The sequence below is a fragment of the Amycolatopsis sp. NPDC004772 genome, assembly GCF_053601215.1.
This window is the reverse complement of sequence record NZ_JBSGBK010000044.1, coordinates 31,866-43,927: the sequence shown is the minus strand read 5'-3', so window position 1 is coordinate 43,927 and position 12,062 is coordinate 31,866. Positions and strand designations below refer to the sequence as shown.

The 12,062-nt window shown below is 72.7% G+C and carries 8 protein-coding genes; 4 read left to right on the top strand and 4 right to left on the bottom strand.

The genetic code is table 11. The features are described 5' to 3' along the window. Positions 1-11: 11 nt before the first annotated feature. On the bottom strand, positions 12-572 hold the full coding sequence (rsmD, locus tag ACWEF6_RS24985; RefSeq protein WP_449685165.1) for a 16S rRNA (guanine(966)-N(2))-methyltransferase RsmD: 561 nt from the start codon (positions 570-572) through the stop codon (positions 12-14). Positions 573-696: 124 nt separating this feature from the next. Here rsmD and ACWEF6_RS24980 point away from each other — a divergent pair, with 124 nt between their 5' ends. Further along, positions 697-2,811 (top strand): HelD family protein, encoded by a 2,115-nt coding sequence (locus ACWEF6_RS24980; RefSeq protein WP_449685164.1) that lies wholly within the window; start codon positions 697-699, stop codon positions 2,809-2,811. 1,134 nt (positions 2,812-3,945) lie between these two features. On the opposite strand, the gene ACWEF6_RS24975 is transcribed toward ACWEF6_RS24980, so the two are convergent. From ACWEF6_RS24975 to ACWEF6_RS24965, 3 genes are read right to left on the bottom strand one after another with little or no spacing between them, the layout of a single operon-like run. After that, positions 3,946-7,737, bottom strand: a complete 3,792-nt coding sequence (locus tag ACWEF6_RS24975) for an nSTAND1 domain-containing NTPase (protein WP_449685163.1) — start codon at positions 7,735-7,737, stop codon at positions 3,946-3,948. A gap of 55 nt (positions 7,738-7,792) precedes the next feature. After that, on the bottom strand, positions 7,793-8,257 hold the full coding sequence (locus ACWEF6_RS24970) for a Clp protease N-terminal domain-containing protein (protein WP_449685162.1): 465 nt from the start codon (positions 8,255-8,257) through the stop codon (positions 7,793-7,795). Positions 8,258-8,264: 7 nt separating this feature from the next. Beyond that, complete coding sequence (locus tag ACWEF6_RS24965) at positions 8,265-8,468, bottom strand: hypothetical protein (protein ID WP_449685161.1); 204 nt, start codon at positions 8,466-8,468, stop codon at positions 8,265-8,267. Positions 8,469-8,526: 58 nt separating this feature from the next. Between ACWEF6_RS24965 and ACWEF6_RS24960 the strand changes: the two genes are divergently transcribed. From ACWEF6_RS24960 to ACWEF6_RS24950, 3 genes are all read left to right on the top strand, one after another. Then, positions 8,527-9,885 (top strand): FAD-dependent monooxygenase, encoded by a 1,359-nt coding sequence (locus tag ACWEF6_RS24960; RefSeq protein WP_449685160.1) that lies wholly within the window; start codon positions 8,527-8,529, stop codon positions 9,883-9,885. A gap of 8 nt (positions 9,886-9,893) precedes the next feature. Continuing rightward, complete coding sequence (locus ACWEF6_RS24955; protein WP_449685159.1) at positions 9,894-10,886, top strand: LLM class flavin-dependent oxidoreductase; 993 nt, start codon at positions 9,894-9,896, stop codon at positions 10,884-10,886. A gap of 379 nt (positions 10,887-11,265) precedes the next feature. Further along, positions 11,266-12,060 carry an MlaE family ABC transporter permease gene (locus tag ACWEF6_RS24950; RefSeq protein WP_086843216.1) on the top strand — a complete coding sequence of 265 codons (795 nt, stop codon included), beginning with the start codon at positions 11,266-11,268 and terminating at the stop codon, positions 12,058-12,060. Positions 12,061-12,062: the final 2 nt, after the last annotated feature.

Below are 12,062 nucleotides of genomic sequence, written 5' to 3'. Positions count from 1 at the left end.
CGCCGCGTGGTTCACGCCACAGCCGTGTACTCCGCCCAGAACACGGCCGTGTCGCCGTACTTCTTCGCGCGCGCCGGCTCGAAGCCCGGCGGCCAGTCCGGCTCGCCGTCGCGGGCCGCGCGCTCGATCACCACCAGCGCCGATGCCGTCAGCCAGCCACCCGCGGCCAGCGCGGCCAGCACGGACCCGAGCGCGGCCGCGTCCACGGCGTACGGCGGGTCGGCGAGCACGAGGTCGAACGGCGACGGCGCGGGCGCCGCGACCACCGCCTCGACCTGCCCCGCCCGGACCGTGCCGCCCAGGCGCAGCGCCGCGACGTTGCCGCGCAGGACGTCCACCGCACGCCGGTCGGACTCCACGAAAAACGCGTCCGCCGCGCCCCGGGAGAGGGCTTCGAGGCCGAGCGCGCCGGAGCCGGCGTAGAGGTCGAGGACGCGGGCGCCGTCCAGCTCGCCCGCCGTCTCCAGAGCGTTGAACAGGGCTTCCCGCACGCGTTCCGACGTCGGCCGGGTGCCCTTCGGCGGCACCTTCAGCCGCCGTCCGCCCGCCGTCCCGGCCACGATCCTGGTCACCCCCCGATTGTGCGGGGACGGCCTGCCGCGCGGATGACCGGGACACGGGTGTCCCCGCCCGGGCCACCGCGTAGAGTCGTTCTTCGCCCTCGGAGGCGACCCCAAAGCTGTCAAGGAGCCATGCGTGTCCGAACCTCGGGTCAGACGGGCCGAGATCGCCATCGAGCAAGCCCACGTCGATCGCGTGTACACCCGTCTGGACGAACTGCGGGTCCAGGCCGAGGCCATGCGGACGAAGGGCTACGAGATCGGCCAGGGAGCGCAGCGCGAGGCGATCTTCGAGCAGGCGTCGATGCTGTTCGAGCGCGACATGATGGTCTACCACGCCAACCAGACGCTGCAGACGCTCGACGCCGAGTACGAGGGCCTCGTCTTCGGCCGGCTCGACGACCGCGAGGGAGAACGCACCTACGTCGGCCGGCTCGGCATCCGCGACGCCGAGTTCGACAACCTCGTGACGGACTGGCGCGCGCCGGCCGCGGCGGCGTTCTACCAGGCCACGGCCGAGGAACCGATGGACGTGGTGCGGCGGCGGGTGATCCGCTGCTCGGGCCAGAACGTCCTCGACGTCGACGACGACGTCCTGATCGCCGACGCCGTCCCCGAGGACATGCAGATCGTCGGCGAGGGCGCGCTGATGGCCGCGCTGGGGCGTTCGCGCGGCGAGAAGATGCGCGACATCGTCGCGACCATCCAGAAGGAGCAGGACGAGGTCATCCGGGCGCCGTGGCGCGGGGTCACCGAGATCACCGGCGGGCCGGGCACCGGCAAGACCGCGGTGGCGCTGCACCGCGCGGCCTACCTGCTGTACCGCTACCGCCGCCAGCTCGGCGGCGCGGGCGTGCTGGTGATCGGGCCGTCGGGCGTGTTCACCAGCTACATCTCGCGGGTCCTCCCCTCCATGGGTGAGACGAACGTCGAACTGCGCGCGCTCGGCGAAGTCCTCGACGGCCTGGAGGCGACGCGGCAGGACGCCTCGCCGCTCGCCGCCGTGAAGGGGTCGCTGCGGATGCGGAAGGTGCTGCTGCGGGCGCTGCGGGACACGCCGCCGGAGGCGCCGGAGGAGATGCGGATCGTCTACCGCGGCGAAGTCCTGAAGCTGGGCGCGCGCGAGCTGGAGAAGGTGCGCCGCAAGGCCCACACGCAGGGCGCGCCGCCGAACCGGTCGCGGATCCGGGCCGCCGAGCTGCTGCTGGACGCCCTCGCCGCGAAGGCCGAAGAGCACGCGAAGGACGACGGCCGGCAGATCGACCGCGCCGAGCTGATCACCGACCTGGGCGAGCGGATCGACTTCCACCGCTTCCTGGTCGTCTGGTGGCCGGTGCTGTACCCGGCGCAGATCCTCAAGTGGCTGGGCGAGGAGAAGCGCCTGGCCGCGGCGGCGAAGGGCATCCTGAACCGCCAGGAGATCTCGATGCTGGCCGCGGACTTCGCGGACCGCTCACGGGGCTGGTCGATCGCGGACGTGGCGTTGCTGGACGAGCTGCGCGTCCTGGTCGGGCCCCCGCCGAAGCGCAAGCGGCGCCAGGTGATCGAGGTCGAGCCGGAGCGCTCGGGCGGCGCGCCGACGCGGCCGGAGCACTACGACGAGTACTCGCACGTGGTCGTCGACGAGTCCCAGGACCTGTCGCCGATGCAGTGGCGGATGGTCGGCCGGCGCGGCAAGTACGCGAGCTGGACGGTGGTCGGCGACCCGGTCCAGAGCTCGTGGCCGGACCCGGCGGAGGCGGCTTCGGCCCGCGACCAGGCATTCGGCGTCAAGACGGCCCGGCGCCGGTTCACGCTGCGCACGAACTACCGCAACTCGGCGGAGATCTTCGACCTGGCGGCCAAGGTGGTGGCGGGGCACGCGGAGTCCGGCGAGCTGCCGGTGGCGGTCCGCCGCACCGGAGTGGAGCCGGAGGTCCGCCCGGTCGAGGCAGCGGGCCTGGCAGCGGCAACCCAGGCGGCGGTGAAGGAGCTGCTGGGCGCGGTGGAGGGAACGGTCGGCGTCATCACGGCGATGGACCGGGTCCCGGAGATCGCGGGCTGGCTGTCGGGGCAGGCGGACGAGCGGCTGAAGGTCGTGGGCAGCCTGGACTCGAAGGGCCTCGAGTACGACGCGGTGGTCCTGGTGGAGCCGAACGACCTGATCACGGAGTCGACAACGGGGCGGCGGGTGTTGTACGTGGCACTGACCCGGGCGACGCAGCAGCTGATCGTCCTGGCCTCGAACCCGGACTGGATCCCGGCGGCCTGAGGCCGGTCGGTTCCGAAGAGCCGGCGTGCCTGACGGGGTTGCCCACAACCCGATGGGGCTGGGGACAGCTCCGGCCCCGGCAGCGGCTTTCCGGCTTCGAAGTCGGACCCCCTCGATACGCTGGAGCGGGGTGGCTCCCCCAGGGAGGGAGGGTGGGCGCTGCGGCTCCTGCGGCTGAGTCGGAGCGCCCTTCGAGGCCCTTCACCAGCTCGAACAGCACGTCGACGCCGGACTCGCACCCCGCCCAGACCTCCCCCGCCACCCCGATCCGAAGCCAGCACGCGGACGGTGGTGCCGGGTCAAGGCACGCTTTCCCGCCTTGACGCGGTACCACCGTCCGTAGTGACAATTCCGGCTTCGGGGCGGTGGGCACCGAGCTGCTTGGCGGGCAGCAGCGACCGGCTTCGTCGAAGCCCTCCCCAGGGAGGGCGGGGTCCTGCAACAAAGTCGCAGCGCCCTACACCAACTCGAACCGCACGCCGACGCCGGACTCGCACCCCGCCCAGACCTCCCCCACCGCCCCGATCCGAAGCCAGAACACGGACGGTGGTGCCGGGTCAAGGCACGCTTTCCCGCCTTGACGCGGTACCACCGGCCGTAGTGACAATCGAGCTTCGGGGTGGTGGGCACGGATCCTTTCCTCCAGGCAGCAGCGACCGACTCGCCGAAGCCCCACCCAGGAAGGGCGGGTCCTGCAACAAAGTCGCAGCGCCCTTCACCAACTCGAACCGCACGCCGACGCCGGACTTGCGCCCCGCCCAGGCCTCCCCCACCGCCCCGATCCGAAGCCAGCACGCGGACGGTGGTGCCGGGTCAAGGCACGCTTTCCCGCCTTGACGCGGTACCACCGTCCGTAGTGACAATCACGGCTTCGGGGTGGTGGGCACCCGAGCAACCTGAGCTGCACCGCCGAGCAGAGACCAGCCGGCGTCCCCGGAGAGCCGGTGAAACGCTGAAGGGCCCCTTCGCGGAGCGGGTGGCGGGTTCCCGTTTCCTCGAAGGAGCCCTTCAGACCCCCGGTGAAATGAACGTCGTGGGACGACATCGTCCGAGGGCATGTCTACTCGATCCGGGTTGTTCGGTGTCCGCGCTCAAGCACCGAACAACAACGCCGAACAACCACGCCCACCCCGGTCAGGGGCACGGCGGGGCGTATCCGAGGTCCGGGAAGCTGTCGTTCCACTCCGCCTCGCTGATCCGCGGTGACACCGCCGCGCAGATGCGCTCGGCCGCGCGGTCCGGGTCGGCCTCCCAGAACCGCACCGTGCCGTCCGCGCCTCCTCCCGCCAGCGTATGGCCGTTCGGCGCGTACTGCGCGACGTAGACGCGGTCGCGCTGTTCCGGCAACACCGCGTACGGCGCCGCCGACGCGACGTCCCACAGCCGGATCGTGCGGTCGTAGCTCCCCGAGGCCAGCGTTCGGCCGTCGCCGCTGAACGACACCGACATGACGACGTCCGCGTGGCCGTCCAGCACCTCCGATGGCGGTACGTGGCCCGGGTCCGTGATGTCCCAGAGGCGGACCATGCGGTCCGCGCTCGCCGTCGCGACGTGCTTGCCGTCGGGGCTGTAGGCGATCGAGAAGATCGTGTCCGTGTGGCCCGCCAGCTTCGCGAGCGGCCGCGGGGCGCGGGGCGCCGAGATGTCCCAGAGCCGGGCCGTGTGGTCCCAGCCCGCCGTGGCGAGCGTCCGGCCGTCGGGGCTGAACGCGATCGTGTGGACGTCGTCGTCGTGGCCCTCCAGCTTCGCGATCTCCACCGGCCGGAGGCGGTCGGCCAGGTCCCACAGCCGGGCCGTGTGGCCGTCGCCCGCGGTGGCGAGCAGGCGGCCGTCCGGGCTGAACACGACCGCGTCGATGTCGTCGTGGAGCCGGTTGAACACCACCGGCGGCCCCGGCCGGGCCGGGTCGGTGATGTCCCGCACCGTCATCGTGTGGTCCCAGCTGCCGGTGGCCAGCGTGCGGCCGTCCGGGCTGACGGCGACACCGCAGACCGCGTCGCCGAACCCGCCGATCGTGGCCAGGTCCCGCGGCGCGCGCGGGTCGGTGAGGTCGTGCAGCCGCACCGTCTTGTCGTAACTGCCGGAGGCCAGCAGCTTGCCCCCGGCCCCGTAGGCGACGTGGCACGCCTGGGCCGTGTGCGCGGGGATCGCGGGGCCGGGCAGGTCCCAGAGCCGGGCCGACTGGTCGTCGCTGGCCGTCGCGAGGGTGCGGCCGTCGCGGGTGAACACCGCCGAGACGACCGCGCCGATGTGGCCGGACAGCGACTGCAGCTCGCGGGGCTGCCGCGGGTCGGCGACGTCCCACAGCCGGGCCGTGCGGTCGAAGCCGGTGGTCGCGAGGGTGCGCCCGTCCGCGGTGAAGGCCACCGAGCGCACGGTCGCCTTGTGCGTGGTCAGCGACGCCAGCGGCCCCGGGTGGGCCGGGTCGGCGATGTCCCACAGCCGCGCGGTCTGGTCCTGGCTCGCCGTGGCGAGGACCGGCCGCCCCGGGCTGAAGGCGACCGAGTGCACGACGTCGGTGTGCCCGGCCACGACGCCGAGCTGCGTCCGCGCAGCGACGTCCCAGACGCGCGCGGTCTTGTCGGCCGACGCCGAGGCGAGCAGCCGGCCGTCGCCGCTGAAGGCGAGGTTGTTGACGTAGGACGTGTGCCCGGTCAGCTCCCCCGACGGCCGCGGGTGCGCGGGGTCGGTCGTGTCGTAGAACCGGATCGTGCCCTTGACGTCGGCGGTCGCCAACAGCGGTCCGGCCGGGCTGAAGGCCACGGCGTAGGCCTTGCCCTCGTGCCGCTCGATCGTCGTGCCGGGACCCGGCCGCGCCGGGTCCGAGACGTCCCAGACGCGGACGGTGCCGTCGAAGCCCGCGGTGGCGACGGTCCGGCCGTCGGCCGCGAAGGCGACGTTGTTCACGTTGCCCTGGTGCCCGGCGAGCACACCCAGCGGCACCGGGTGGTGCGGGTCGCGCGTGTCCCAGAGCCGGGCCGTGCCGTCCCAGCTGGCCGTGGCGATGACCTGCCCGTCCGGGCGGAGGGCGACGGTGTTGACCCGGCCGGTGTGCCCGGACAGGCGCGTCGCGTACGGCGAGCCGAACATGCCGAGCAGGCCGCTGCGCTCGTCGGCCCCCGGGTCCAGGCGGTACGCGGCGAGCGCGAGCTGCGCGGCCAGCGCGGGGTTCGTGGCGCGCATGGCCAGCGCCTGCCCGGCCACCTTCTGGGCGAGCGCGTCGTTGCGCTGCTCGGTGGCCGTGGACTCGGCGCGCACGGCGTAGACGGTGGCGGCCACGGCGAAGACCAGCAGCACCGCGAGCAGGGCGACCAGCTGGCGCAGCCGGCGGGTGCGGCGGCGGTCGCGTTCCTGTTCGGCGTGCTCGACGGCGAGGCTGGCGTCGAGGAACCGCCGTTCCCGCTGGGACAGCGCCGAGTCCTGGCGCGCGGCCCACTCCCGGGCGATCGCCAGCCGGGTGCCGCGGTAGAGCCAGCCCGGGTCGGAGTCGACGGCCTCCCAAGCGCCGGTCGCCTCGGTGAGCTGCCGGTGGACGCGCAGGCCCTCGCGGTCTTCGGTGAGCCACTCGCGCAGCCGCGGCCAGCCGCGGATGAGGGCCTCGTGGGCGATGTCGATGCCGGTGTCGTCGAGGGTGACCAGCCGGGCCGCGGCCAGCTCGCCGAGGACGACGGCGGTGTCCTCGTCGTCGGCGTCGAGCTCGGCGCGGCCGATGCGCCGCTTGGTGTCTTCGGTGCCTTCTCCGAGCGCGGTCATCCGGAGGAAGATCTGCCGCGCCAGCCGCTGCTGACGCGCCGAGAGCTTCGCGAAGGTGCCTTCCGACGTCTGCGCGATGGCCCGCTCGATGCCGCCGGTCGACTCGTACCCGGCGAGGGTCAGCGTGGTGCCGCGGCGCCGCCGCCACGTCTCCAGCAGCGCGTGCGAGAGCAGGGGCAGCACGCCGGGCTGGCCGGTGGCGTCCGCGACGAGCCGGGAAACCAGGCCCGTCTCGACGCGGTAGCCGGTGTCGACGGCGGGCCGCGAGATCGCCTGCCGGAGCTCTTCGGTCGTCATCGGGCCGACCAGGATCTGGGCGTCCTGCATGGCCTCGGCGAGCTCGGCGTGCCGCGCGCAGTGGGTGTAGAAGTCGGTGCGGATGCCGAGGACGACCCGGGTGCGGCTGCCGGGTTCGGTGGTCGCGGTGACGAGCGCGTCGAGGAAACGGGCCCGCTCCCGGTCGTCCTGGCAGAGGGTGAAGACCTCTTCGAACTGGTCGACGACCAGCACGACGTCCTCGTCTTCGCCGTCGGCCAGCTGACGGGCGGCGAGGCCGAGGTTGCGCGGGTGCGCGGCGAAGTCGTCGAGCAGGGCGCCGGGGGCCACGCCGAGCGCGGCGGCGAACTTGACCGCGCACTCCTGCAGCGGGCGGTGCCCCGGCGTGAGCAGCACGACCGGCCCCTTCACCGACGGCAGCAGACCGGCCCGCAGCAGGGACGATTTCCCCGAGCCGGATGCGCCGAGGACGGCGAGAAAACGTTGTCTCGCGAGTCGTTCGACGAGCTTTTCGACAAGTCGTTCCCGGCCGAAGAAACGACCGGCGTCGGCCGGGCCGAAAGCGGCCAGCCCGACGTACGGCGGAATTTCGCCGGATTCCGGCTCCGGCGGTGAATCGGCACCGTCCGCCCGCGACTCGTCGGCGACGGCGTGCCAGCGTTCCTCCCATTCCGCCGTCGTCCCGCCACAGGCCCGGACGTAGGCCAAGGTGACGGCCAGACTGGGGAGTTTCCGCCCGCCGGCCGCTTCCGACAGCGTCCCGGCCGAGTAGTGCGCCCGCCGTCCCAGCTCGCGGTAGGTCGGATTCCCGGCGCTCTCGCGCAACCGCCGGAGATCGGCGGCGAATTCGATCAGCAGATCGTCTCCGGGATCCAAGGGGCGCTCGGGACGCGGCAACCGGTCCTCCTGTTGTTCATTTTCCGATCGGCCCACCGTAGCCAATCCCGCGCGGTCACGGAGGCGAATCCAGCCGCCGGCGAACGGCTTCGGCGGACACGCCCAGTTCGGCCAGCAGATCGGCCGCCGGATCCGGCGGTGACAGCGTTACGAGCACCCGCAGCAGCTGCGCCGGATCACGCGGCCGCGGTGTCCCGCGGATCGCCTCGTTGACGACCGCGCGCGCCCCGGACGTCAGCGCGCCCGGCGTCAGCTTCCCGCGCCGCAGCGGGACTTCGGGCGGGCGGAGGCCTTCGACCTCGATGCCGAGCGCCGCCAGGGCGGCCCGGTCGAGGCGGTCCAGGGCCGCGCGGGCCTCGGCCAGGCTCGTGCCGAGCGTGCGCGCGCTGCCGGCGTCGTGCAGCAGGCCCAGCAGCAGGTGTTCGGTGCCGAGCCGCCGGTCGCCGCGGCGGCGGGACTCCTCCAGGGCCGCCGTCACCACCGCGGCGAACGGGCTCTTGGCGATCAGCCGGTCCAGCACGAGGGCCTCACTTCCCGTACTTGGCGTGCACGGACTGCCGGGCGACGCCGAGCGCGTCCCCGATCTGCTCCCACGACCAGCCCTGCCGCCGCGCGTGCGCGACGGCCGCCGCTTCGACCTGCTCGGCGAGCCGGTGCAGGGCACCCACCGCCCGCAACGCCACCGCCGGGTCCGTTTCCGAGACGCGTCCCGAAAGCTCTTCCGCTTCCACGGTGTGTCAGTCTAGCCTGACATGGTCGTCAGTTTGAACTGACAGCCGGGAGGGCGTCATGGAAATCGCGGTGATCGGAGCGGGCCCGGTGGGCCTGATGCTGGCGGCGGAGCTGCGGCTCGGCGGGGCCGAGGTGGTGGTGTTCGACCGGCGGGCCGCGCCGGACGAGCGGCCGCGGGCGAACGGGCTCGCCGGCCGGATCGTCGAGCAGCTCGACCACCGGGGGCTGCTGGACCGGTTCCGGGCCGAGACCGCGTTCGCGGGCCCCTTCCCCGGCTTCCCGTTCGGGCCGGTGCCGGTGACCACGCCCGTGCCCGGACTGACGCTGCAGCAGCCGCGGATGGAGGCACTGCTGACCGAACGCGCACTCGAACTCGGCGCCGAAATCCGGCGCGGGCACGAACTCGTCGACCTCGGCACCGTGCGCGGCCCGGACGGCGAACACCGCCTGGACGCGCGGTACGTCGTCGGCTGCGACGGCGCGCACAGCCGCGTCCGCGAGCTGGCCGGCATCGGATTCCCCGGCACCACCGACGGCGAGCTCCTGCGCCTCGGCCACTTCCGCGGGAACCTCCCGCTGTTCGGCTCCGGGCTGGCGCGCGGCTGGAACCGCCGTCCCGGCGGGCGCGTGCTGGTGACGTCGCTGGCGCCCGGCGTGGTGATCGCCGGCGTCCGCGAGGTGGCCCCCGAGCCGGTCGGCGAGCCGACCCTGGAGGAGTTCCGCGACGCTGTCAGCCGGGTCCTCGGGAGCGACCTGCCGCTCGGCGAACCGCTCTGGCTGTCGCGGACGGCGAGTTCGGCGCGGCTCGCCGAGCGGTACCGGGCCGGCCGCGTGTTCCTGGCCGGCGACGCCGCCCACCTCTTCCCCGCCGGCGGGTCGTCGCTCAACGTCGGGCTGCTGGACGCGGTCAACCTCGGCTGGAAGCTCGCCGCCGTCGTCCGCGGTTCGGCGCCGGACAGCCTCCTCGACAGCTACCACGCCGAACGGCACCCGGTCGCGGCGCGGACGTTGACGCAGACCCGCGTCCAGGCCCTCCTGGATCGCCTGACCGGCGAGGACGGGGACGCCCTGCGGACGCTCTTCGGCGAGCTGGCCGCGTTTCCCGAGGCGGCCCGGCACCTGGGCGGGCTCCTGCGGGACGCCGACGAGCTGCCGTACGTCCCCGACCTGCCGCTGACGGTCGGCGGCGAGCCGACCCGAGTGGCGGAGATCATGCGGGCCGCGCGGACCGTGCTGTTCGACTTCGCCGACCGCGCCGACCTACGGGAAGCCGCGCGACCAGGGGTGAAGATCGTCACCGCCACCTGCCCGGACGCCCCGGCCGACGCGCTGCTCGTGCGCCCGGACGGCGTCGTGACGTTCCGCGGCGGAGATCCGGCGGCCCTGCGGGAAGCAATGGCGGCACCGGGGCGTTGACCCCGGTTGTGAGCTCACTGCCTGACGTGCCGCTGTCCGTGCTCGACCTGTCCCCGGTTTCGGAGGGGAACACCGTCGGCGAGACGCTGCGCAACACCCTGGACCTCGCCCGCGCCGCGGAACGGCTGGGCTACCACCGCTATTGGCTGGCCGAGCACCACAACATGCCCGGCATCGCCAGCTCGGCCACGGTCGTGCTGATCGGGCACGTCGCCGACGCCACCGAGCGCATCCGCGTCGGGTCGGGCGGCATCATGCTGCCCAACCACGCGCCGCTGGTCGTCGCCGAGCAGTTCGGCACCCTGGAGGCGTTCCACCCCGGCCGGATCGACCTCGGCATCGGCCGCGCGCCCGGCACCGACCAGCGGACGGCGCTGGCGCTGCGCGGCCCGGGCGGGCTGTCCGCGGAGAACTTCCCGGAGCACCTGCAGGAGCTGATCGGCTACTTCACCCACTCGGAGGCGCGCGGCGTCAACGCGGTGGTGGCGGAGGGCAACCAGCCGCCGGTGTGGCTGCTCGGTTCGAGCGGGTTCAGCGCCCAGCTGGCCGGACGGCTCGGGCTGCCGTTCTCCTTCGCGCACCACTTCGCCGCGGAGAACACGATCCCGGCCGTGCAGCTGTACCGCGAGAACTTCCGGCCCGGCGTGCTCGACGAGCCGTACGTGATGCTCGGCGTGTCCGTGGTCGCCGCCGAAACCGACGAGCGCGCCCGGTTCCTGGCCGGTCCGTCCGGGCTGACGTTCCTCAGCCTCCGCCGCGGCCGCCCGATCGCGCTGCCGACACCGGAAGAGGCCGCGGAGTACCCGTACACCGAGATGGACCGCGCGTTCCTGGCCGAGCGCTTCGGGTCCAGCATCGTCGGCTCGCCGGAAACCGTCCAAAAGGGACTCGAGCAGCTCCTGGCCGACACCGGCGCGAACGAGCTGATGGTCACCACGATGGTCCACGGCCACGCCGACCGCATCCGCTCCTACGAACTCCTCGCCGCCCTCAAGTCCTGACGTGCCGGAAGGGTCGACACACGTGATCAGAGGGTCGACACGCGTGTCGACCCTTCAAGCACGCAGGAATTGACAGGCGGGGACGTATTGTCAAGGCGGGACGCGCGCCGGAGGTAAGTTTCTTTTCCTCTGTTGACAACAAGATCGGGACCGTTTGTCAGCGTCGGACAAGAAATGTGTGGTTACCAGCCCGTGACCCCGTGATCCTGCTCAAGTTCTTGTCTCCCAGCAAGGCCGTCGTTAGCGTACCGACCAGTAGGAAACGGCACGGTGCCCCCGAGACCGTGAATGGCCGGAATTTGTTACCCCATTCGGACCATTTCCCCTTGGTCGACTCGGGTGTATTCGGCGTGCCGCCGAAACCGCTGGAGGCACACGAATGGCCGAACGGACGACGACGGCGTCGTTCCCGGGGGCGGCCGCACTGCGGCAGACCGGCCGGCTCTACGGGCTCGGTTTCGACGTCGTCCGGCTGACCTTCCGCCGCCCGTTCCAGGTACGCGAGCTGATCCAGCAGTTCTGGTTCATCGCGAGCGTCTCGATCCTGCCGACGGCGCTGGTCTCGATCCCGTTCGGCGCGGTGATCGCGCTGCACATCGGGTCGCTGACCACGCAGATCGGCGCGCAGTCGTTCACCGGCGCGGCGAGCGTGCTGGCGATCATCCAGCAGGCCAGCCCGATCGTCACCGCCCTGCTCATCGCCGGCGCCGGCGGCAGCGCGATGTGCGCCGACCTCGGCTCCCGCACCATCCGCGAAGAAATCGACGCGATGGAGGTGCTCGGCGTCTCGCCGGTCCAGCGCCTGATCGTGCCGCGGGTGCTCGCCGCGATGGGCGTGGCGGTCTTCCTCAACGGCATGGTCAGCGTCGTCGGCGTGCTCGGCGGCTACTTCTTCAACGTGATCATGCAGCACGGCACCCCGGGCGCCTACCTCGCGAGCTTCTCGGCCCTGGCCCAGCTGCCGGACCTGTGGATCAGCGAGATCAAGGCCCTCATCTTCGGCTTCGTCGCCGGGGTGGTCGCCTCCTACCGCGGCCTCAACCCCAAGGGCGGCCCGAAGGGTGTCGGCGACGCGGTCAACCAGTCCGTGGTCATCACGTTTCTGCTGCTGTTCGTGCTGAACCTGATCCTCACCACCGTCTACCTGCAACTCGTCCCGCCCAAGGGGAGCTGAGA